The following is a 22,544-nucleotide window of genomic DNA, read 5'->3' as shown; positions in this document are numbered from 1 at the left end:
GCTTCACCATGGGAACGATATCCGCGCCGCGGCAGGCACAGCCAATCAGCGCGGGCAACACGGTGGTCAGCGAGATGAATGACAAATCCGCCACCACCAGGTCGACCGGGCCGCCGATCGCCCCGGGCGACAGGTCGCGAACGTTGGTCCGTTCCACCACCCGAACGCGCGCGTCGCCGCGCAGCGACCAGGCCAACTGGCCGTAGCCCACGTCGGCGGCCACGACCTCGGCGGCCCCGCGATCCAGCAGCACCTCGGTGAATCCGCCCGTCGACGCGCCGGCGTCCAGGCAGCGGCGACCGGACACCGGGATTCCGAAGGTGTCGAGGGCCCCGATGAGTTTGTGCGCGCCGCGCGACACCCAGCCGCGTTCGCTCTCGCCGACGACCGTGAGGGCCGCCGTGACGGCCACCGCCGTGCCGGGCTTGCTCGCCGGCATGCCGTCGATGCTCACCTTCCCAGCGCCGATCAACTCCGCGGCCTGCTGACGGGATCGCGCGAGCCCGCGGCGGACCAGCTCGGCGTCAACGCGGGCACGTCGTGCCACCGCCGCTCTCAGCCCTTCTCCGCCGACTCGAGCGCCCGCAGCAGCACGTCGTGCGCCTCCGAAAGGCGGCGCGCGATCTCTTCGAGCTCGGCGAGGGACAGGTCGTGTTCGGTACCGGGCTCGGGCAACTGGGCCGCCAGAGCGTCAATTTCAGCGCGCAGCTGATCGGGATCGACAGTCATCGGGCTCCTACGCTAGTCACCAGTCAGTCGGCGTGCACCAAAGACCAGCGCTGCAGGGCCTCGCGGGCGCGGTCGTCGGCGGCCTCGACCCGCATGCCGCGCCCGTCCCGCAGACCCCATACGGCGCTGGCGACCGCGCGCACGATTGACAAGCCGTCACCGTCGTCCGCGCCGTCGGCGCTGACGGTCACCGCCTTGTCGGCGACGTCGACGTGCCACGCCGGCTGCGGCCCCACGGCGAGCAGCTCGCGGTCCTGGTGCAGTGAGCGCAGATCCTGCCCGATGTAGGTCGGGCGTTGGGCGGGTTCGGCGTAGACCGCGTCCCGCGCGGTGTTCACCCCGGTCAGCACCATCAGGCTGGGCAGCTCGGCGGCGTTGGCGCCCTCGATGTCGGTGTCCAACCGATCGCCGATCACCAGCGACGCTCGGAAGTTGCCGCGGGCCGCCGCGTCCTTGAAGAGTTGCGGCGCCGGTTTGCCCGCGACCTGCGGTTCGGCGCCCGTGGCCGCCCGCAGGGCCGCGACCAGTGATCCGTTTCCGGGCAACAGGCCGCGCTCGGTGGGCAGGGTGGGGTCGACATTGGCCGCGACCCACAGCGCCCCGGCCCGGATGGCCAGTGCGGCCTCGGCGAGATCGGGCCAGCCGATGGTCGTGGAGAGACCCTGAACCACGGCGACCGGGTTGTCGTCGTACTTGCGCACGGGGCGCAGCCCGACGGCGGCGATTTCGTCGGCCAGGGCGTCGGTGCCCACGATCAGCACCGGGGATTCCGGCGGTAGCTGGGCCGCCAGCAGGTGCGCAGCGCTCTGGGCGCTGGTGACGACGTCCGCCCCGGTGGCGGTGAAGCCGAGGTCGCGCAGGTGCGACGCCACCTGGTCGGCGCTGCGGGAGGCGTTGTTGGTGACGAACAGCTTGCGGGCCGCCACGTCGTCGAGTGACTGCACCGCGCCGGCGGTGGGCGAAGCACCGCGGAAGACCGTCCCGTCCAGGTCGATCAACAGGCAATCATATTCCTGTGCAAGGCTTTTCATCTCAGATCCAGCTCGCTGACGCGCTCTTCGGCGTCCGTGACGCCGTCGACGTCGGCGACCGCGGAGTGCAGAAACCATTGCAGCGCCTCGTCTTTGCGGCCGAGCGCCAGCAGCGTTTCCGCGTACGCGTAGAACAACCGGGCCGCCGTCGAGCCCGTCTTGCCGGGGTCGAGCTGCGGTGTGGAAAGGATGGTCAGCGCCTGCTCTAGCTGCCCAAGATCGGAGCGCGCGCCGGCCGCCACGATGCGTAGCTCGTCGGCGTCGTCACCGCTGAGCTCGGCCGCTTCGGGACCGCGCGCGAGTTCGATCGCCCGCTCCGGGCGGCCAAGTCCGCGTTCGCAATCGGCGATCAGGGCCAGCAACGGAGACTTGCTGCCCATCCTGCGCGCAGCGCGCAATTCGGCCAGCGCCTGGCCCCAATCGCCGCAGCGATAGGCGGCGATTCCGACGGCCTCACGGATGGCGGCCAGCCTGCTGGCGCGGGCGCGCGCCGCGCGGGCGTGGCTGAGCGCGGCTTCCGGATCCTCGTCGATCAGCTCTCCGGCGGCGACCAGGTGACGCGCCACCGCGTCGGCGGTGGCCCGGTCCAGGGTGATCAGTTCGCGCCGGATTTCGGGCGCCAGCTGCTTGGCCTCCACCCCGGGCGGTATCGGCGGCGCACCGGGGATGTCGTGGCCGTCGGCATCGCGCGGCTGGACGGGACGTGCGCGGCCCGGGCCCGACCAGCCGCCGGCCGCCGAGCGCTCTCGTCGTTCACCACGATGCCCCTGCCTGTCGTCGACCACTCTGGCAACGATACGGGCGCTAGGCCGGCGGGCGGTCGGAGAGCAGCGGCGCCATGACAGCCGGGCAGTACGTCGCGACCGCGACCATCGTGAACACGCCGGCCGCTTCGTGCGAAAGTCCGCTGCCGTCGGCCATGGCCGAGATCACGGAGTCGAAGGATCCGCCGGGCGAGACGAGCAGCGGGCACACCGACCGTCCAAGCGCCGTCGCGCTCTCCGGCTCCGAGACCGGCACGCCGGCATTCGTCAGAGCCCGCAGAAATGTGTCACCCAGCAGATCGGCCCGGACCGGCGCCGCCAGCACTGTCGTCAAACCGGCGACGCCCGCGCTCATTCCCACCACCCGCAGGACCCGCGCCGCACCGCCCACGAAAGACAACAGTGGCCGGGCCCCGTCACGACGACATCGCGCCGGCAACTCGGCGAGGTCACGGTTTTCGGCTAGCCGTCGACTCTTTCCACTCCGGCGATGTTGCGTTTGCCGCGGCGCAGCACCAGCCACCTGCCGTGCAGGAAGTCCGAGGATCCGGGCGTCCACTCGTCGTTCTCGATGCGGGCGTTATTGACGTAGACGCCGCCCTCGCCGATCGTGCGCCGGGCGGCCTTCTTGCTCTCCGCCAGTCCGCTGGCCACCAGGATGTCGACGATCCCGTCGGGAGCGCCCGGCTTGAGCTCGGCGACGGAGGTCTCGCGCAGCGCGGCCGCCAGCGTCGCCTCGTCCAGCCGGCTCAACTCGCCCTGCCCGAAGAGCGCCCTGCTCGCGTGCTCCACCGCCTCGGTGGCCGCCTCACCGTGCACGAGGACCGTCAGTTCGCGGGCCAGCCGCCGCTGGGCGGCGCGTTGCTGGGGGCGCTCGGCGGTCGCCTGTTCCAACTCGGCGACCTCCTCGCCCGACAGGAAGGTGAACCAGCGCAGGTACCGCACGACGTCCGCGTCGGCCGTGTTGACGAAGTACTGATACCAGGCGTACGGGCTCGTCATCTGCGGGTCCAGCCACAGGCTGCCCCCGCCGGTGGATTTGCCGAACTTGCTTCCGTCGGCGGAGGTCACCAGCGGGACCGTCAGCGCATGCACCGTGGCGCCGAGCTTCTGGCGCACCAGGCGGACACCGGCGATGATGTTTCCCCACTGGTCGGAACCGCCGATCTGCAGCGTGCAGCCGTGGCGCCGGTGCAGTTCGACGTAGTCGTTGGCCTGCAGCAGCAGGTAGCTGAATTCGGTGTAGGAGATTCCCTCGCCCTCCAGACGGCGCCGGATGGTGTCGCGGTCCAGCATCACGTTGACCGAGAAGTGCTTGCCGACATCTCGCAGGAACTCGATGGTCGACATGGCGCTGGTCCACTCGAGGTTGTTCTCGACGATCGCGCCGGTCGGTGAGGCCGCAGAATCCGAGAAGTCCACGAAGCGTTCCAGCTGTCCGCGGATGCGATCGGTCCATTCTGCGACGGTGTCGGCCTCGTTGAGGGTGCGCTCACCGACGTCTCGCGGGTCGCCGATCATGCCGGTGGCGCCGCCGGCCAGGACGATGGGGCGGTGCCCGGCTCGCTGAAACCGACGCAGCGCGAGCAGCGGGACCAGGTGTCCGGCATGCAGGCTCGGCGCGGTCGGGTCGAAGCCGGCGTAGACCGTCATCGGCCCCCGCTGCGCTTCGGCCGCCAGCGCATCGAGGTCGGTGGACTGGGCGATCAGCCCGCGCCAGCCCAGCTCGTCGAGGATCCCGGAAGACATCGCGCACGACTTTAGTCGCTGCGGCGGCCACGATTCGCCGATGCGCGGCTATATAAGGCAAGCTAATTACGCGGCGCATCGTCGCGCCATCGCCTTTCCCCGTACGCGCACCGACAACGCGGAGCGTCATGGACAACCGATACTGGCCGTTGGTCGTCGCGATCATCATGCTCGCCCTCGGACTCACGCTCACCGTCGCCGACTTCAAGCGGGCCGCCACACTGCGCAAACCGCTCGCGGTTGCGCTCATCTGTCAGTCGCTGCTGCTGCCGACCCTGTGCCTGGTGATCGCCGAGGTCTTCCACCTCGAACCCCATCTGGCGGTCGGGCTGATGCTGATGTCCGCGACCCCCGGCGGGACGATGGCGAACCTGCTGAGCCATCTGTTCAACGGCGATCTCGCGCTAAATCTCACCCTGACCGCAATCAACGCCGTGCTGTCGATCGTCGCGCTGCCCGCGATCCTGGCGGTATCGATGACGTGGTTCCTCGGCGAAGGCCGGTTCCTCCCGCTGCAACTGGGCAAGTTCCTCACGGTGATCGGCCTGGTGCTGATTCCCATCGCGATCGGGGTCGCCATCCGCCATCGCTTCCCCGAGCTGGCCCGGCGGCTGCAGAAGCCGGTTCGAATCGCGGCGATCACGCTGCTGGTGCTCGCCATCGTCGCCGCCATCGCCGAGGGACGCACGACGCTCTGGCACAACATCGGTCTGCTGAGCGGGGCCGTCGTGGCCTTCTGCGCGGTGAGCCTAACGGTCGGCTACCTGGCGCCACGCCTGATGCGGCTGGCTCCGCGGCAGGCCATCGCGGTCAGCCTGGAGGTCGGCATGCACAACGCCGTCGTGGCGATGGGCATCGCGCTGAGCCCGCAACTGCTGAACAGCGCCGTCATGGCCACGCCGGCGGCGGTGTACAGCTCCGTCGCGCCCCTGTTGGCCGTGGCTTTCGTTTTCCTCGCGCGCCGGGTCGACCCCGCCTTTCGCGTCATCGCGCCCGCCGTCGTCTAGTCCGATGGTGGCCACCCGCCGCGCCCGGCTACGCCGCGCTTGCGATGGCCACTAGTCGCTCGTTCCAGGCGCGGGTGCCCTCGGGCTGCGCCGGTACGCCGACACCTCGGGGCGGCCGGCGAGCCACAGTCGCCACGGCCGGTCGGCGGCCTGGCTGACCCCGACGCGGGGGCCCGACGTGGCGGTCAGCGCGGCGTTCAGTTCCAGGGTCACCGGCGCGTCGGGATCAAACAGGTCGATCCCGTTGTCCTCCATGGTGATTCCCAACGCCGAGCACAGATTGCCCGGCCCGCGCGCCAGCGCCGCGGTGCGGACCAACTCGCCGCGGCGGGCGCGCGCGACGTCGGTTCCTTCCTCGACGGCGGCGGCGCGCAGCAGGACGGCCGCGGCGGTCCCGTCGGGCCCGCAAGAGACGTTGGCGCACACGTGGATTCCGTGGCTGCGGTAGGTGTAGAGCCGCCCCGGCGGGCCGAACATCACGGCGTTGCGGCCGGACAGGCCGCGATACGAGTGGGCCGCTGCGTCCGGCCAGGGACCATCGGGGACACCGCCGTAGGCCTCGACCTCGACCACGATGGCCCGCACCCCACGGCTGGTGAGCGTGGCGCCAAGCAGTCGGTGCGCGGCCGCAACGGGGTCGACCAGCAGTTCTTCGGCAACCACCCACCGAACCTATCGACACCGCCGCCATGACAGTATCCCGGTTGCCGCGAGGCGAAGGGGCGCCGGCCTGGTGGCCATCGGGCGGTTCGGCCGAAGTCTTGACAATCCTCAACCTGCGGCGCATATTCATCACATGATGAGTTCATCGAGTGATGAATTACTGGCCCGGGGCCACGAACCCGCTGTGAGCATCGACCACCTGCGGGTGGTCCGCTTCAAACGGCCAGTGCTGCATGACCTCTCGGTAAAGATTGCCCGCGGCACCATCACGGGCCTGCTCGGGCCGTCCGGGTGCGGCAAGACGACGCTGATGCGGTGCATCGTCGGCACGCAGGTCGTACAGTCGGGCACCGTCACGGTGCTCGGCCGGCCGGCCGGAAGCGCGGCGCTGCGCCGCCGCATCGGATACATGCCGCAGGACGCGACGCTCTACGACGACCTGCGGATCGTCGACAACGTCCGCTACTTCGCCGCGCTGTATGGCTTCGACAACCGCGCCGCCGACGCCGCCATCGAGCGGGTCGGGTTGACTGACCATCGAACCGCTTTCTGCGGCAACCTATCCGGCGGTCAGCGCACCCGGGCGTCGCTGGCGTGCGCGCTGGTCTGCCGGCCCGAGCTGCTGGTGCTCGACGAACCGACGGTCGGCCTGGATCCCGTTCTGCGGGTTGATCTTTGGGAGCAATTCACCAAGCTCGCCCGGGGCGGCACCACCCTCCTGGTGTCCAGCCACGTGATGGACGAGGCCGACCACTGCGGCGACCTGCTGCTGATGCGTGAGGGCCACCTCGTTGCGCACACCACCCCGACCCGACTACGTGAGGAGACCGGATGTCCGTCACTGGAGGACGCGTTTCTCTCCATCATCAAGCGCAGCACGAAGCTCCAGGCGAGTTAGGGCTCAGGGGCTACGCGGCGACCACGACGCGGATCCTGCGTCAGCTGGCCGCCGATCACCGCAGCGTCGCGATGATCCTCGTCGTTCCGGTCTTGGTGATCACGTTGATGTACTTCATGTTTCACAACGCTCGGCACCTGCCCGGCACGCCGTCCCCGTTCAACAACGCCTGCTTGATCCTGCTCGGCCTCTTCCCGCTGTTCGTGATGTTCATCATCACGGCGATCACCATGCAGCGGGAACGGTCCTCGGGGACGCTGGAGCGGATCCTGACCACTCCCCTGCGCCGCCTCGATCTGTTGATCGCCTACGGCACCGCGTTCTCGATCGCCGCGGCGGTGCAAGCGACGGTGGCTTGCACCGTGGCCTTCTGGTTCCTCGGTTTCGACACCAAAGGCAGCTGGGTGTGGGTGTTCGTGATCGCGATCGTCAACGCGGTTCTGGGCGTCGGACTCGGCCTGTTGTGTAGCGCGTTCGCCCGCACCGAGTTTCAGGCCGTGCAGTTCATCCCGCTGGTGATGGTGCCGCAACTGCTGCTGGCCGGCATCATCGTCCCGCGGGCGCTGATGCCAGACTGGCTGCAATGGATCAGCAACGTCATGCCGGCCAGCTACGCGCTGGAAGCACTGCAACAGGTCAATTCACACACCGAACTGACCGGGGTCGCGGTGCGCGACATGATCGTCGTCGCGGGTTCCGCGTTGGCGGCGCTGTGCCTGGCCGCGGCGACGCTGCGGCGGCGGACCGCCTAGTGGCGATCGCAAGCGCGGCGAAGCCGGCGCTGGGGGTACCCCCGCGGAGCCGGGGGACGGGTCGCCACGGAGACCGCCTAGCGTGACGGCGATCCCAAGCGCCGGGCGCAGGCGACCCGGGCGGCCGGCCGGCGGCTCCGACACCCGAGAGCGGATCCTGGCCAGCGCCCGAGACCTGTTCGCCCGCAACGGTATTGGCAATACGTCGATACGGGCGGTGGCCGCGGCCGCCGGCGTGGACTCGGCGCTGGTGCACCACTACTTCGGCACCAAGGAGAAGCTGTTCGCCGCGGCCGTGCACATCCCGATCGACCCGATGGACGTCATCGGCCCGCTGCGCGAGGTGCCGATCGAGGAACTGGGCTACACCCTGCCGTCAATGTTGCTGCCGCTCTGGGACTCCGAGATCGGAGCGGGTTTTATCGCCACGGTGCGGGCGATCGTGGCCGGCACGGAGGTCAACCTTTTCCGCACCTTCATCCAGGACGTGATCGCCGTCGAGGTGGGTTCGCGGGTCGACGATCCGCCGGGCAGCGGGCTCATCCGGATCCAGTTCGTGGCATCGCAATTGGTGGGCGTGGTGATGGCGCGCTACATCCTGCAATTGGAGCCGTTCGCGTCGCTACCGGCCGACCAGATCGCGCGCACCATCGCGCCCAATCTGCAGCGCTACCTCACCGGGGATCTGCCGGACGCGCTCGCGCCATGAGCCGGGCATGCTCGTCGTCGTCGACGTCGCGGGCCTCGTCGATCAGCAGCACCGGGATGCCGTCGTCGATGCGGTAGGCGCGCCGCAGCCGGGGGTTGTACAGCAGCTCCCCATCGCCGGGGTCCACGAGGACCAACGGCCCCCGGTCGGCGGGGCACACGAGAATGCTCAGCAGCGAATCGTCAAGCATCGGCGCCGCTCAGCTGTGACCGAACGCCGGGTGTCAGCCGGTGGAATTCGTTGCTTGCCGGGTCGAAGTACCACGCCTGGCGTCCCGGCTTGGGTATCCCGGCGGCTCGCAGGGCGCTGACCGTCGGACGATACGTGGCGCTCAGCGTCATCCGCGGGCACACGTGCACGATGCCGGGCCCGACTCCGATGGCGAGGTTGGCGACGGCTTCGGTCAGGTCGGCGGCGGTGATGGTGGCACCGGGCAGCAGCGTCACCGCTGACACCGCCACCTGCCGGTCACCGACCGGGACGTTGTAGGTCACCGCGAGGTCCACTCCGTTGACGCAGCTCAGCGCGTCGGTGACCGGCTCGGCATACACCGGTCCGCGGGCGGTGTGGACCACCGAGCCGCGCCTGCCCGCCAGCCAGTAGTCCCCGTCGGAATCGCGGTAGAACAGGTACTCCGTCGAAATCCAGGTGTCGGCGGGAGCGAAGACGCCCCGCTTGACCGACGCGGTTGGATCGATAGGCCCGTTGGAGGCGGCGAGAAGGACGCCGACCTGATTGGTCTCGGCCACCTGCACGAATCCCCGGTCGTTCTCGAGGATCAGATCGTGCTCGGTGTCGTAGGCGCCCAATTCGACCCGCCCCACCCCCGGCAGCGGGCGCCCCTTGCTGCCGATCTTGGCTCCGGACACGTTGGCCAGCACCGCTTGTCCGTCCGTCGTGGCGAAGAACTCGACGACGCGAGCCGGCGCGAAGGCGTCGAGAACCCGCTGCCACAATCCGGTCGGCATGCCCGAACCGATGAACAGTCGAACCGGATGGTTGCCCTGGAGCACGAAGGCGGGATCGTCGACGACGTCGCGCAGCATGGCCCAGGTGTACGACACGACGGTGACGCCGTACTGCCGCACCTCCTTCACGAACCGGTCGGGCTGCAGGCCACGGGACAGCGCGATGCGGGTGCCGCCGACGACGGCGCCGCCGAGGCTGACCAGCAACGCGGATTCGTGGTGCAGCGGGGTCAGGCAATACAGGGTGTCGCGGCGATCGAGGACGGCCGTCGATGCGGTGCCGAAGGCGGACACCGCCCACCGGTAGTTGGTGATCTGCTTGGCCACCAGCTCGCCGCCGGCCGCGCTGAACGCGATGAACGCCAGATCGCGCGCCAGCCCGGGGTTGGGCCGGTACCACGCGGGCAGCTGGACGGCGTCCGGGTCGATCTGCTCCATGTCGATGACGTGGTTCTGCTCCACGGCTTCCTTGGGCAGATGCAGATCCCGCGTCTCGCCGCCGCCGAGCACCAAGACCGGCCCCGGCAGCTGCCGCGCCGCGTCGAGGTTGGTGGGGTCGGTCATGATCTCGGTTATTCCCCCGAGCCGGACCGACGCGGCCAGGTCGGCGTCGGGCCGCATCACGACCGCGACCGCCCCGAGCCGCGACAGCGCGGCGATGGCGACCAGCGCGCTGGGGCGGGTCTCCATCAAGACGCCGACGCGGTCGCCCTGCCGCACCCCGACTTCGATCAGCCCGCGAACGACGTTGTTGATGCGCCGGTTGACGGCCTCGTAGGTGTGCACGCGCCCGTCGAACAACAGGAACTCGCCTTGCGGGGCGTCACGCGCCTGCTCGTCGATGATGCGGCCCAGCGAAATCCTGGTGTGATCGTTGATCTGCCCCAGCCGGACCAGACGCGGCAACGTACGGACCGTCTCCACGGCCAGGGTCCGCATGGATTTGTTGGCCGCGACGGCCGTGTTGGCCGCGCCGCGCACCATTCCCAGGGCCGCCTCGGAGACCTCCCCGATGCCGTGCGCGAGCCGGGAGCTGAACGCGACACCGCTGTCGGTGTGCTCGATCGGCTGATCGGCCATCAGGTCGATGCCTTTCGGCTTGTCGCCGCCGGTGGACAACCACTGGACCCATGAGGCGACGGTGGGCCAACTCTGACGGGCCGCCCGCGAACCCACGACCAGGCCGAAATGTCCTGTGCGGATGAGGCACTCGTACACCTCGGCGTTCGGCGCCGCTCTCCGGATGCCGCGCACAGCCGCGGGCTGTCCGATATCGTCGACCTCGCCGACGAACGCCAGGACCGGGCAGCTGATATCGGTGAGGGTCACCAGCTGACCGTTGATGGCGAAACCGCCGGTCATCATGCGGTTGTGCGCGATGAACTGCTTGAGCAGCTCGGAGATCGCCGGACCTGACCAGGCGATCCAGCCCTCGGACTCGAGGAACCTGCGCTGCTGTTCGCGCGGCAGCAGCGCCTCCCGGTCGTGCAACTGACGGACGAAGTCGACCCGCGCCTTGGCGGTTTTCAGGGGATCCATCATCTGAAAACCTATGCGCGCCATCCAGCTTGGGATACTCAAGCGGTTGAAGACATGATCGGCCATGAAGTCGGCCATGGCCGGAGCGAGGTTCGGCGGCAAGCCCATGGGCAGCGCGGCCAATGTGTCCACCGGGGAACCGAACGCCACGATGCTGGCGACGTTCTTTGAACGCCGATACGCCGCCACCTGATAGCACCACATCCCGCCCTGCGAATAACCGACCAGGTGGACATCTTGGCCGGTCGTGTCCTTGACCGTGTCGATCGCCTGACTGAGGGCGACGATGTGGTCGGCGAGATTGCGGCGCATACCGCCCTCGACCTTGTCGGGCGAGCCGAAGTCGATGACCCACGGATCCAGCCCGCTGGCGTGCAAGATGCCCACCGCCCCGTCCTGCCGGGTGACGTCCCACATGTCCGCCGACATCATCATCGGGTGCACCATCAGCACCGGCGGGCCCGCCGGCGGCTGCCCTGGCCGGTTAGCGGGGGGAAAGTACCGTCGCAACTTGTACATCGGCACGCTCTCCACGATCTGGGAGGGCGACGGGACGCTCTCGGTTTCCAGGCCGCCCAGCCGCAAGACCTCCAGACCGTTCTGCGCCGTGGCGACCAGGCGCCCGACCGGTCGCGTGATCAACGAAAGATTGAGATCCACCGCTGCTCCCTGTTCTCGACAGCGTGGACATCATGGCACATCGCCGCGCCCAACGGTTCTGGTCAGGCGTTTTGCGGCTCCGGCGGCAAGTTTCGGCGACGAGTGGTGAGGGTATGAGAGGTGCACTGGAACCGCCGATGAGAAGGTGCAGGGCTCATGATTACCAGCGCTGTGAACTCGCTTATCTGGATTTTGGTGCTCATCGCCATTGTCGCGGTGATCATCGCCGTAGTGCGCGCGATGTCGAGGCCGAGAGCAGAACGGACCGTCGTCGACCAACCGGTGGTGCAGCAACAACCGGTGGTACAACAACAGCCGGTTGCCGTCAACGGTCTGGCGCCCGGCTGGTACCCCGACCAGCAAGAGTCCAACAAAATGCGTTATTTCGACGGTCGGGTGTGGACCGCGCAGACTCAGCCCCGTGTTTGAGTGACCGCGGCCTGGGCCATACGCCCCTGCCTGTCGCCAGAATGGCGGTGGCTTGTCGCCGCCGTCGCCCAGTGGGGCGGACGCCCGCCGGCTGCCAGGCGTTGCGGCCTTTCGCCCGGGGCGCTGATTCCGTCAAGGCGGCCGGCCCATTGGCCGGTCATTCCCCACCCTCTCGTCGACGGGATGTACACCAGCAGAAAGTCATTCGCTGATCAGCCGACGGCGAAAACGGTTAACTTCGCCCACGCCCTGCTGCTCGAATGCACGGCCACGCCTGCCGAGGACGCCGCCCACCATGACTGATTGCGGGATCGGACGAAAGGCAGTTGTGCGATGACACCGACACCAGAGACGGTGGTGATCACCGGAGCCAGCGCAGGCATCGGCCGCGCGACCGCTCAGTTGTTCGGGCAGCGCGGCGCGAACGTCGCCCTGCTCGCCCGCGGCGCCGCCGGGCTGAAGGGCGCGGCCCGCGACGTCGAAGCAGGCGGCGGCAATGCACTGGCCATCCCGACCGATGTGGCCGATTATTCGGCCGTCGCAGCCGCCGCCGACGAGGTCGAAGACGCCTTCGGGCCCATTGACACGTGGGTCAACGTCGCGTTCGCGTCTGTGTTCGCGCCGTTGTGGGAGATCACGCCGGAAGAGTTCAAACGGGTGACCGAGGTGACCTATCTGGGGTACGTGCACGGCACCATGGCGGCGCTGTCGAAGATGCGGCCGCGCGATCGCGGCACCGTCGTGCAGGTCGGCTCGGCACTCAGCGAGCGCTCGATTCCGCTGCAGTCGGCCTACTGCGGTGCCAAACACGCCGTCAACGGCTTCACCGAATCGGTACGCTGCGAATTGCTACACGAGGGCTCCAAGGTGCGGATCACGATCGTGCAGATGCCCGCCGTCAACACCCCGCAGTTCTCCTGGGTGCTATCCCGCCTGCCGCGGCATCCGCGGCCGGTGCCACCGATCTACCAGCCGGAAGTGGCGGCCCGCGGCGTCGTCTATGCCGCCGACCATCCCGAGCGCAAGCAGTACTGGGTCGGCGGCAGCACCGCGGTCACGCTCATCGCGCAAAAGTTCGTTGCGCCTTTGCTGGACCGGTACCTGGCGCGCACCGGCTACCGGTCTCAGCAGACGGACGAGCGCGTCGGCGGATCGAATGGTCAACGGCCGCATAACCTTTGGGAACCCGTCGACCAGGAGCCGGGTACCGACCACGGCGCCCGCGGCGAGTTCGGCGAGCAGTCGCATGCCCATAGTCCGGAGGCATGGTTGTCCAGGCATCCGGTGATCGGCGGCGCCGGCGCTGTCGGCATTGGAGTGGGTGCGCTGGGAGCGGTGGCGGCCCGCCGACGGTCCCGATGACCGAGTAGGTGCGGCGCGAGGACACCGACATGAAGCTGCGCGACCTCGCCGCCCGCTTCCCGGACGCCGTGGCGGGCTCGGCCTCGCCCGACAAGCGCACCCACGGCGACCATGCGCTGCTGACTCTCGAATAATTGCCCGGTGGCCCACTTACTGGGAGCCGAGGCGGTGCGCCTGGAATACCCGACGCAGATGGTGTTCGAGTCGGTGACGGTCGGCGTCAACGAGGGCGCACGCATCGGCATCGTGGGGCGAAACGGCGACGGCAAATCCAGCCTGTTGGGCCTCCTGACCGGTCACGTGCGGCCCGATTCCGGCCGAATCACCCGGCGCAGCGGGCTGCGCGTCGGCGCGCTGAGCCAGGCGGACACGTTGAACCCGGACCACACGGTGGGCTGGACACTGGTCGGGGACCAGCCCGAGCACCAGTGGGCGGGTGACCCCCGGGTGCGCGACGTGGTTGGCGGGCTGGTGTCCGACATCGATTGGCACGCAAGGGTCGCCACGCTCAGCGGCGGACAGCGCCGCCGCGTGCAACTGGCGGCGCTGCTGGTCGGCGAATGGGACGTGATCGGACTCGACGAGCCGACCAACCACCTCGACATCCAGGGCATCACGTGGCTGGCCGGCCACCTTCGTGAGCGCTGGGCGCGCAACAGCGGCGGCTTGCTGCTGGTCACCCACGACCGCTGGTTTCTCGACGAGGTCGCCACCTCGACGTGGGAGGTGCACGACGGGATGGTCGAGCCGTTCGAGGGGGGTTACGCGGCCTACGTGCTGCAGCGCGTGGAACGGGACCGGCTGGCCGTCGCCGCCGAGGCCAAGCGGCAGAACCTGATGCGCAAGGAGCTGGCCTGGCTGCGCCGGGGCCCCCCGGCGCGAACGTCCAAGCCCAAGTTCCGGATCGACGCCGCCAACCAGCTGATCGCCGACGTGCCACCGCTGCGAAACACGGTCGAACTGGCCAAGCTGGCGACCGCCCGGCTCGGCAAGGACGTGGTCGACCTGCTCGATGTGTCGGTCGCATTTGACGGCCGCCCGGTGCTGCGCGACATCGAATGGCGGATAGCGCCGGGCGAACGCACCGGCATCCTCGGGGCCAACGGCGCCGGGAAGTCGACGCTGCTGGGCTTGATCGCCGGCACCGTCACGCCGGATTCCGGACGTGTCAAGCGCGGCAAGACCGTTCGGCTGGCGGTGCTCGACCAGCGTGGCGAGGACCTCGCGGCGGTCGCCGGTGACCGGATCGCCGACCTGCTGGGCGGGTTGCGGGCCGGCTATCAGGTCGACGGCCGGGACGTGACGCCCGCCCAGCTGCTGGAGCGACTCGGGTTCGCGCGCGGCCAGCTATCCGCCCGCGTCGGCGACCTCTCCGGCGGCCAGCGCCGGCGCCTGCAGCTGATGCTCACGCTGTTATCGGAGCCCAACGTGCTGCTGCTTGACGAGCCCACCAACGATGTTGATACCGAAATGCTCACCGCCACAGAAGATTTGCTCGACTCCTGGGCGGGCACCCTGATCGTGGTGTCGCACGACCGATATCTGCTCGAACGGGTCACCGATCAGCAGTACGCGATTCTCGGCGCCCGGCTGCGGCACCTGCCCGGCGGCATCGACGAGTATCTGCGTTTGGTTGCCGATTCGGAGACCGCGGTTCGACCACGCGTTGACGCCGCCAAGCCGCAGGCGATGTCCGGTGCCGAGCGACGCGCCGCCGAAAAGGAATTGGCGGCCACGGACCGCCAGCTCTCGCGCCTCGCCGAGCGGATCGCGGCCAAGCACCAGGAACTCGCCGAGCACGACCAGTCCGACCACATCGCCTTGACTCGGCTGACCCGGGAGTTGCGTGACCTCGAGGGCGCGGTGACGGCTGCGGAAGCCCGCTGGTTGGAGCTGTCGGAGGTGCTCGAATAATTAGACCGTGCATTCGGCCCCGATCGAAACGGTGGCGTGCGTCGGCTCGAGCACGACCGTGTCCAAGGGAACCTATCCGTGGATCGCCGAGTTGGAGAGCCGACCGCAAAACCGCCGGTTTCGGTTCACCAACTTCGGGGTCGGCGGCGACCTGTCGTTCAACACCGTCCGGCGCGTGGGGCGGGTAGCCGCCTCACGACCCGACCGGGTGATCGTCCTGATCGGCGCCAACGACATTCTCGCCAATGTCTTCCCCAACTTTCGCAGGATGGCTCGGCTGTGGAAGGGACTGCGCATCGAACCCACCGCGGAGCGATTCGCCGAAAACCTGACCGGCATCGCGCAAAGGTTGCGACGCGAGACCGATGCCAGGATCGCGCTGAGTTCCCTTGCGCCCGTGGGAGAAGACCCGCATTCGCAGGATCCCGTTCAGTCCCGGCTCAATGAGCTGTATGCCACCTATCGCGACGTCATCCGGGACGTTTCGGCGCGTGAGGGGGCGGACTACATTGCCTTCTACGAAGCTTTTCGGGATGAGCTGGAGCGCTCGCAGGCCACGAAGCCCTTCACCCGGTTCTCCTTTCCGTCCTTCTACCGCGACTATCTGGTCCGGGAGATGATTTTGCGGCGCAGCTTCGACGAAATCGCCCGGATCAACGGTTGGCAGTTCCACATCGACGGGATTCATCTCAATACCCGCGGCGGGTTGATCCTGGTGGAGGCGGTGCAGGGGTTCCTCGACTCTCCGGAAGCGTCATGACTGCGTTGGTGCGCTACCCGCCCGGCGAGGCGATGCTCGCGCTGTACCGGCGGCGGGGCCCGGTGTTCGGTTACGGAATCGGCCGGCACGGCTACACCTACCTGCTGGGGCCCGAGGCCAACAGGTTCGTGTTCGCCAATGCCGACGCGTTCAGCTGGCGGGAGACGTTTCAGAACCTGGCCCTGGTGGACGGGCCGACCTCGCTGATCGTCAGCGACGGCGACGATCACCGGCGCCGGCGCAGCGTCGTCGCACCGGGGCTGCGGCATGGGAAGGTCCAGGACTACGTGGCGACCATGGTCGCCAACATTGACACGGTCATCGACGGGTGGCGCCCCGGTCAGCGGCTGGACATCTATCGACAGTGCCGCTCCGCGGTCCGGCGCAGCACCGCCGAAAGCCTCTTCGGCCGGCGCCTGGCGGCTCATTCGGACTTTATGGGCGAGCAGTTGCAGCCGCTGCTGGACCTGACCCACCAGCTGCCGCCGTTGGTTGCGCTGCACCGGCGGATCAACTCGCCGGCTTGGCGACGCGCGATGTCCGCCCGCCAACGCATCTATGACCTCGTCGACGCCGCGATCGCGGAGGCACGCGCCGAGCCCCGACCCGACGACCACATGTTGACCACGCTGATCAATGGCCGCGGCGACGAGGGATATGTTTTGAGCGACAACGAGATTCGCGATCAGATCATTTCCCTTGTCGCCGCCGGTTACGAGACCACCAGCGGCGCACTGGCGTGGGCGATCTATGGGTTGCTCTCGGTGCCGGGTGCGTGGGACACCGCCGCAGACGAAGTGCGTAGGGCCCTGGGCGGCCGAACGCTCACGGCGAGCGACCTGGGTGCGCTGACCTACCTCAACGGCGTCGTTCACGAGACGCTTCGGCTGTGTCCGCCCGGCGTGGTGTCCGCGCGCAGGGTGATGCGGGACCTGTCGTTCGACGGGCATCGCATTCGCGCGGGCCGGTTGCTGATCTTCAGCGCGTACGTCACGCACCGGCTGCCCGAAATATGGCCGGAACCCCTGGCGTTCCGGCCGTCGCGCTGGGACGCTGCCGCGCCGGACTACCGCAAGCCGGCACCACATGAATTCATTCCGTTCAGCGGGGGCCTGCATCGCTGCATCGGGTCGGGTATGGCCACCACCGAGATGACCGTCATGCTGGCCCGGCTGCTCGCCCGGACCACGCTGCGGTTGTGCGCTCAGCGCATCCGCGCCCGCAACCTGGCCGCGCTGTCCCCGTCGCCGGGCCTGATGGTCGAGGTCACCGGCTCAGTGCCAGCGCAGTAGGACCAGCTCGGAGCAAAATCCGGGGCCCATCGCAAGCATCAGACCGGGGCTTCCGCTGGGCGGCGGCTTGGCGATGGTGTCGCGCAGGATATGCAGCACCGAGGCAGACGAGAGGTTGGCGATCTCCCCCAGTGAGCGCCAGGTCAATTCGAGCGCGTCGGGGGGAAGCTCGAGGGTCTTGGTGATCGCGTCGATGACTTTGGGACCGCCGGGGTGGCTCACCCATGCGCCGATGTCGTCCTTGGTCAGCCCGTGGGTGGCGAGGAAGCCGTTGACGTCGTCGGCCAGGTACCGGTCGATAACGCTTGTCAGCTCTGGGGACAGCACCAGCTGCAGTCCCGCGGAGCTGACGTTCCAGCCCATGATGTGCAGCGACTCCGGATACAACCGGCTGCGCGAATCGAGGATGTCGGGACCACTGGCGTCGAGCTTCTGGGCGCGACGTTCGCCGACGGCCACCACGGCGGCCGCTCCGTCGCCGAACAGCGCGCTTCCGACCAGTCCCGACACCGTCGGCTTGACCGCCGGATAGGTCAGCGAGCAAAGCTCGACCGAAATCAGGACCGCGACGTCGTCGGGAGCCCCGCGCAGGTAGTCGTGCAGCCGAGCCACCCCGGCAGCCCCGGCCACGCACCCCAAGCCGAACAGCGGCGCGCGGCGCACATCCGGACGCAGGCCCAGACGCCCGACAATCCGGGCATCCAGCGAAGGCACCGCAACCCCGGTCACGGTGGTGGTGACGATCAAGTCGACGTCTTGGGGTACCAGCCCCGCCTCCTCGAGAGCGCCCGTCAGGGCTTGGCAGCCGAGATCCACGGCGCTTTCGATGAAGATCTCGTTGGCCTCCCCGAAGTCGGTCAGCGACGGGTAGCGCTCCAATGGCAACACGAAGTGACGACTGTTGACCTTGGCCGCCGCGTGTAGGCGCCGAACGATTTCCTCGTGTCCCTTGAGACCGGGAAAGTCGACAAATTGGTCCGTGATCTCGCTTTGGCTGTAACGGTGCGGGGGCAAAGCCCCGACCACACCTGCGATAACGCTCATGCCCGTACCCTCTTAGGTGACTGCGAGGACTCCCCCAGGCCTCAAATCTTAAGTGGTCGTGTCAGGGCGCGCAAAGACGCTCCTATTCAACACATGTCACTCAACGTCGTCGCTGTCGTCCTCCTCGGACTTCAGTGCCATGGCGATCAGCGCGTCGGGGCTCAGGGAGTCAATGATGTCGTCGGTGACCGTTTCCATATGCGACTTTTCGGAGCCACGCGCCAGTACCAGTAGTTTGTCGAGCATTCCGGTTCTCCGAAGTTCTTGCAGCGGGATCTTTCTCAGCGTCGACCAGATGTCCTCGTCATCGGCGAGCGGGTGGTGATTGCTGAGCACTCGAAGGAGATGGCCGGCCAGCGCCGTCGGTGTTGGGTAGTCGAAGATCAGCGTGCGCGACAATGCCAGTCCCGTCTCGGCTTTGAGTCGGTTGCGCAGTTCGATTCCGGTCAATGAGTCGAATCCGAGATCTTGAAAGGCACGTTCGGGATCTATTGCGTGGCTGTCCGCATGCCCCAAGACGGTCGTCGAGTGCCGGCATACCAACTCGAGCAGCTGACGATGCTGCTCATCGGGCGCGAGTTGCGTTAGCCGTTCGACTGAATGTGTTGGGCCGGTGGCGGCGGTGGTCTTCGGCTGCGCGTTTTCGCCCACCCAGAAGCGCTGTCGCACAAAGCCATAGGTTGGGAGCGAAACCCGCCCGCCGGGCGGTAAGACCGCACCCCAGTTGATCGTCGCGCCGTTGACGAAGAGGTTTGCGACCGCGGTGAGCAACGCGTCTACTTCAGGGCGATCTTTGTCCATGGTAGTGACCGATATCGGCCCCTGGGTCGCCAGCGATTGCTCCACCGCGGCGCCGAGGCCGGCGCCGGGGCCCACTTCGACAAACATTCCGGTTCCTAACGATTCGGCCGCACGCACCCCATCGGCGAATCGCACTGGACGGCGCAAGTGCTCAATCCAGTATTCGGGCGAGCCGTATCCGCCCGCTGCTGCTTCACCGGAAACATTTGAAATCACCGTGATTCGTGGCATTTGCGGTGACACGTCGGCGAGCAGCTGAGCGAAATCGTCGACCATCGGCTCCATGAGTGATGAGTGAAACGCATGCGAAACCGCCAAACGATGCACCCGCTTGCCCCGGCGGGCCAAGCCGTCCGCGACGTCCTCGACTCGAGCCTCGGCACCCGAGATCACCACCGCGTCTGGTCCGTTGAGCGCAGCGATCGTCACCCCGTCGGTCAGCAGCGGGGCCACCTCGGCCTCGTCGGCTGCCACCGCCACCATGGCTCCTCCGGCGGGGAGCGCCGCCATTAACCGGCCCCGCGCCGCAACCACCTTGGCCGCATCGGGAAGCGATAAGACCCCGGCGATATGGGCCGCCGCGAGTTCGCCCACCGAATGACCCAACACCACGTCGGGCATGATGCCGAAGTGTTGCAGCAGAGCGGTCAACGCCACCTCGAGCGCGAACAGGGCCGGTTGAGCGAACTCGGTGTTATCTAAAAGGTTTGTGTTGGTGCCCCACATCACGTCGCGCAGCGGTAGCCGGAGGTGGTCGTCCAACGCGTCGGCTGCTTCCGCGAAAGCCGTTGCAAATACCGGGAATCGGCCGTACAACCGAGCACCCATCCCGGGCCACTGCGCGCCCTGGCCGGGAAACACAAACGCCGTATTGCCCACCGGGCGTGCGCGGCCGACGATGGTGTCCGGACCCCGCTTTCCGGAAGCCACATCAGCCAACCCGGCCATCAAGGCGTCGGGGTTCGTGCCCACCAGCACGGCCCGCTGCTCAAACACCGTGCGCGTCGTGGCCAGCGACCACGCGATGTCGCGGAGCTGTGGCCCCGGATCGTCGGTCATGTATGCGCGTAGGCGTGCGGCCTGGCTGGTCAACGCTCGTTCCGACTTGGCCGACAGCACCCATGCGGTGGGCGCTGTATCGGCTTCTGCCACAGAGCTTTCCGGTTGGGCAGGCGGTTCTTCAACGATCACATGCGCGTTGGTCCCGCCCATTCCGAACGACGACACCCCCGCCCGCCGCGGTGCCTCGTCGTTCGGCCAGGCCGTCAGCGCGGTATTGACCCGCAGCCCCAGGGCTTCCGGGTCGATATCGGGACGGGGCCCGGCGTAGTTGAGGCTCGGCGGAATGACCGCGTTCTCGATGGCCAGCACGGTCTTCAGCAAACCCGCGATCCCGGCGGCGGCGCCCGAGTGGCCGATGTTGGTCTTGACCGAACCCACACGCACCGGGCGGCTTTTGTGCTCGCCGAACACCTCCCCCAGCGCCGTCGCCTCCACCGGATCACCGGCCGCGGTGGCCGTGCCGTGGGCCTCGACATACTGCAGCTGGTCAGCGCGGAGTCCGGCCCTAGCCAGTGCCCGTCGGATGACGTCGACCTCTCCGGCGACTGACGGCGCAGTCGGCGCGGCGGTCGTCTGTCCGGAATTGCCCACCGCGCTGCCGCTGATGACCGCGCGGACGCGGTCACCGTCGTCGCGGGCGGCACGCAGCGGCTTCAGAAGCACGAGGCCCGCACCTTCGCTTCGCACGTAGCCGTCGGCGCGTCGGTCGAAGGCGTAGGTGTGACCGGACGGCGACACCGCACCGAACTCTCTTTCCAGCAATGCGGTTTCGCTTGCCAGGTTCAGGTGGACGCCGCCGGCTATGGCCAACGTCGATTCGCCAGCGCGGAGGCTCTCGCACGCTAGGTGCACGGCCACCAGCGACGACGATTGGCCGGAGTCGACGGTCAAACTCGGACCGGTTAGTCCGAAGTTGTACGAAATCCTGTTTGCGATCATTGCCCGGCTGATTCCGGCAAATGAGTGGTGGTCGAGTTTCTCTTCCAGCGTCAAGACGGCGTAGTCGTCGTTCATCGCGCCGACGTAGACGGCGACCCGTTGTCCGCGCAATGTCTGCGGCAGCACGAACGCGTCTTCGAGCAGTTCCCAGGTCAGTTCCAGCGCGAGTCGCTGGCGAGGGTCCATCGCGCGGGCCTCGCGGGGAGAGACGTCGAAGAAGGCGGCGTCGAACTCGGCAATCGCGTCCGGCAGCGCTTGTCGGGGTTTGCGTGTCTCGATGTGGTCGCCGGGTGGCTCGGTGACCTCGCGTCCGTCACGGACGACACGCCAGAATTCTCCTGGGTGGGCGGCGGAAGGAAACCTACAGGCGAGGCCGATGATGGCTACGTCTGCCGGTCGCACGCCATGCTCCACATCACCGAGGTCTAGCACGACCGCTTTCCTGGCGAAACCGGCACGCCATTTTGGCCACACAACACTGTGCACCCACACCCGTTAGGGCCTATTAAGCAAACGTCTAAGATACGGCAAACATTGCTTCGATACCCCATACGATGAACCAGCGATGCCGGTTTGCTCCAAGCGCCCGAAAGTTCCGGGGATCGAAGCAAAAACCTTCAAAGGCGAAGGAGCGGCCGCATCACCTCCTTCGTAGACCTGTCGCTCGACATGCTTTCGGCCGCGACAGCGGATTTGAAAGGAATCGGTTCGGCGCTGGTAGCTGCCCATGCGACGGCCGCGGCTCCCACTACCGAGGTGTTGACTGCCGCCCAGGATGAGGTGTCGACGGCTATCGCCCAGCTGTTCGGCGCGCATGCCCGGGAATTTCAGGCGGTCAGCGCGCGTGTGGCGGCGTTTCACTCAGAGTTCGTGCAGGCATTGAGCGGGGCCGGCGGTGCCTATTCGGCCGCCGAGGCGGCCAACATGTCGCCATTGCAAGAGTTGTCCAGTCTTGCGGTGTTTTCGCCATGGAAGGGCGTGACGGGCCGTCCGCTGGTCGGCAATGGCGCCAATGGGGCGCCGGGCTCTGGGCAGGCAGGGGGCCCCGGTGGGTGGCTGATCGGCAACGGCGGCAATGGCGGCTCCGGAACGCCGGGCACCGGCAGCGGCGCTGGCGGTGCGGGTGGGGCCGGCGGGGCGGCAGGCCTTCTGTGGGGCCAAGGCGGTGAAGGCGGGGCCGGCGGGACCGGCGGCCCTAGTGGCGGGACCGGTGGTCACGGCGGTGCCGGCGGCGTCAATGCCTTCATCGGTGGCGGTGCCGGCGGTGCCGGTGGAGCAGGTGGCGTCGGCGGGGCCGGCGGGACCGGTGGTAATGGCGGCGCCGGCGGCGCAAACAGGCAGTTGTTCTCGCCGACGGGTGTCGGCGGTGTCGGCGGAGCCGGCGGAGCCGGCGGGGTCGGCACCCTTGGTGCCGCCGGCGTGTTTGGCAACAACAGTGGGGCCGGCGGGGACGGAACTATCGGTGGTAAAGG

21 protein-coding genes are annotated in these 22,544 nt (G+C 68.1%); 10 read left to right on the top strand and 11 right to left on the bottom strand.

The genetic code is table 11. From position 1 onward, the window contains the following. From JO059_RS02260 to tyrS, 6 genes are all read right to left on the bottom strand, one after another. Positions 1 to 547 (bottom strand): TlyA family RNA methyltransferase (locus tag JO059_RS02260; RefSeq protein WP_293314448.1); only part of this gene is annotated, 547 nt, incomplete at its 3' end. Between the two features lie 8 nt (positions 548 to 555). Continuing rightward, positions 556 to 729 carry a hypothetical protein gene (locus tag JO059_RS02255; RefSeq protein WP_293314446.1) on the bottom strand — a complete coding sequence of 58 codons (174 nt, stop codon included), beginning with the start codon at positions 727 to 729 and terminating at the stop codon, positions 556 to 558. 23 nt (positions 730 to 752) lie between these two features. Further along, positions 753 to 1,760, bottom strand: coding sequence for an HAD-IIA family hydrolase (locus tag JO059_RS02250; protein ID WP_293314444.1), 1,008 nt, complete (start codon positions 1,758 to 1,760; stop codon positions 753 to 755). Next, positions 1,757 to 2,545: a tetratricopeptide repeat protein gene (locus JO059_RS02245; protein WP_293314442.1), complete on the bottom strand. Its 789-nt coding sequence runs from the start codon at positions 2,543 to 2,545 to the stop codon at positions 1,757 to 1,759. The genes JO059_RS02250 and JO059_RS02245 overlap by 4 nt, the downstream gene beginning before the upstream one ends. A gap of 19 nt (positions 2,546 to 2,564) precedes the next feature. Continuing rightward, complete coding sequence (locus JO059_RS02240; protein ID WP_293314455.1) at positions 2,565 to 2,879, bottom strand: DUF732 domain-containing protein; 315 nt, start codon at positions 2,877 to 2,879, stop codon at positions 2,565 to 2,567. 107 nt (positions 2,880 to 2,986) lie between these two features. Next, on the bottom strand, positions 2,987 to 4,273 hold the full coding sequence (tyrS, locus tag JO059_RS02235; protein ID WP_293314440.1) for a tyrosine--tRNA ligase: 1,287 nt from the start codon (positions 4,271 to 4,273) through the stop codon (positions 2,987 to 2,989). A gap of 65 nt (positions 4,274 to 4,338) precedes the next feature. Between tyrS and JO059_RS02230 the strand changes: the two genes are divergently transcribed. Then, entirely contained in the window at positions 4,339 to 5,280 is a 942-nt protein-coding gene (locus JO059_RS02230; protein WP_366516140.1) for a bile acid:sodium symporter family protein, read from the top strand. A 51-nt stretch (positions 5,281 to 5,331) separates the two neighbouring features. Here JO059_RS02230 and JO059_RS02225 read toward each other — a convergent pair whose 3' ends face one another. Further along, complete coding sequence (locus JO059_RS02225; protein WP_293314438.1) at positions 5,332 to 5,943, bottom strand: DNA-3-methyladenine glycosylase; 612 nt, start codon at positions 5,941 to 5,943, stop codon at positions 5,332 to 5,334. A 133-nt stretch (positions 5,944 to 6,076) separates the two neighbouring features. On the opposite strand from JO059_RS02225, the gene JO059_RS02220 reads away from it, so the two are divergent. The 3 genes from JO059_RS02220 (at position 6,077) to JO059_RS02210 (ending at position 8,302) form a co-directional block, all read left to right on the top strand. Beyond that, positions 6,077 to 6,841 carry an ABC transporter ATP-binding protein gene (locus JO059_RS02220; RefSeq protein WP_293314436.1) on the top strand — a complete coding sequence of 255 codons (765 nt, stop codon included), beginning with the start codon at positions 6,077 to 6,079 and terminating at the stop codon, positions 6,839 to 6,841. Beyond that, a complete protein-coding gene (locus JO059_RS02215) occupies positions 6,775 to 7,593 on the top strand; it encodes an ABC transporter permease (protein ID WP_293314434.1) in 819 nt (272 codons plus the stop codon). The genes JO059_RS02220 and JO059_RS02215 overlap by 67 nt, the downstream gene beginning before the upstream one ends. A gap of 91 nt (positions 7,594 to 7,684) precedes the next feature. Then, the gene (locus tag JO059_RS02210; protein ID WP_293314451.1) at positions 7,685 to 8,302 is read left to right on the top strand and encodes a TetR family transcriptional regulator; all 618 of its coding nucleotides are present in this window, start codon (positions 7,685 to 7,687) and stop codon (positions 8,300 to 8,302) included. Here the strand turns inward: JO059_RS02210 and JO059_RS02205 are convergent. Next, complete coding sequence (locus tag JO059_RS02205; protein WP_293314432.1) at positions 8,268 to 8,492, bottom strand: Trm112 family protein; 225 nt, start codon at positions 8,490 to 8,492, stop codon at positions 8,268 to 8,270. The two genes, JO059_RS02210 and JO059_RS02205, sit on opposite strands and share 35 nt — an antisense overlap. Next, on the bottom strand, positions 8,485 to 11,469 hold the full coding sequence (locus tag JO059_RS02200; RefSeq protein WP_293314430.1) for an acyl-CoA synthetase: 2,985 nt from the start codon (positions 11,467 to 11,469) through the stop codon (positions 8,485 to 8,487). The genes JO059_RS02205 and JO059_RS02200 overlap by 8 nt, the downstream gene beginning before the upstream one ends. A gap of 156 nt (positions 11,470 to 11,625) precedes the next feature. Here JO059_RS02200 and JO059_RS02195 point away from each other — a divergent pair, with 156 nt between their 5' ends. The 5 genes from JO059_RS02195 (at position 11,626) to JO059_RS02175 (ending at position 17,226) form a co-directional block, all read left to right on the top strand. Next, a complete protein-coding gene (locus JO059_RS02195) occupies positions 11,626 to 11,898 on the top strand; it encodes a DUF2510 domain-containing protein (RefSeq protein ID WP_293314429.1) in 273 nt (90 codons plus the stop codon). Between the two features lie 333 nt (positions 11,899 to 12,231). Next, positions 12,232 to 13,260 (top strand): SDR family oxidoreductase, encoded by a 1,029-nt coding sequence (locus JO059_RS02190; protein WP_293314427.1) that lies wholly within the window; start codon positions 12,232 to 12,234, stop codon positions 13,258 to 13,260. Positions 13,261 to 13,401: 141 nt separating this feature from the next. Then, entirely contained in the window at positions 13,402 to 15,174 is a 1,773-nt protein-coding gene (locus JO059_RS02185) for an ABC-F family ATP-binding cassette domain-containing protein (protein ID WP_293314425.1), read from the top strand. 7 nt (positions 15,175 to 15,181) lie between these two features. Further along, entirely contained in the window at positions 15,182 to 15,934 is a 753-nt protein-coding gene (locus JO059_RS02180) for an SGNH/GDSL hydrolase family protein (RefSeq protein WP_293314423.1), read from the top strand. An 8-nt stretch (positions 15,935 to 15,942) separates the two neighbouring features. Further along, positions 15,943 to 17,226 (top strand): cytochrome P450, encoded by a 1,284-nt coding sequence (locus tag JO059_RS02175; RefSeq protein ID WP_293314449.1) that lies wholly within the window; start codon positions 15,943 to 15,945, stop codon positions 17,224 to 17,226. Here the strand turns inward: JO059_RS02175 and JO059_RS02170 are convergent. Continuing rightward, complete coding sequence (locus JO059_RS02170; RefSeq protein WP_293314422.1) at positions 17,209 to 18,270, bottom strand: type III polyketide synthase; 1,062 nt, start codon at positions 18,268 to 18,270, stop codon at positions 17,209 to 17,211. The genes JO059_RS02175 and JO059_RS02170 overlap by 18 nt on opposite strands. A 96-nt stretch (positions 18,271 to 18,366) precedes the next feature. Beyond that, a complete protein-coding gene (locus JO059_RS02165) occupies positions 18,367 to 21,474 on the bottom strand; it encodes a type I polyketide synthase (protein WP_293314420.1) in 3,108 nt (1,035 codons plus the stop codon). Between the two features lie 267 nt (positions 21,475 to 21,741). Between JO059_RS02165 and JO059_RS02160 the strand changes: the two genes are divergently transcribed. Then, positions 21,742 to 22,544 (top strand): PE family protein (locus JO059_RS02160; RefSeq protein WP_293314418.1); only part of this gene is annotated, 803 nt, incomplete at its 3' end.

This window comes from Mycobacterium sp., from assembly GCF_019247615.1.
Classification (GTDB): domain Bacteria; phylum Actinomycetota; class Actinomycetes; order Mycobacteriales; family Mycobacteriaceae; genus Mycobacterium.
The sequence above is the reverse complement of the archived record's forward strand: the minus strand, read 5'-3'. Positions and strand labels throughout refer to the sequence as shown.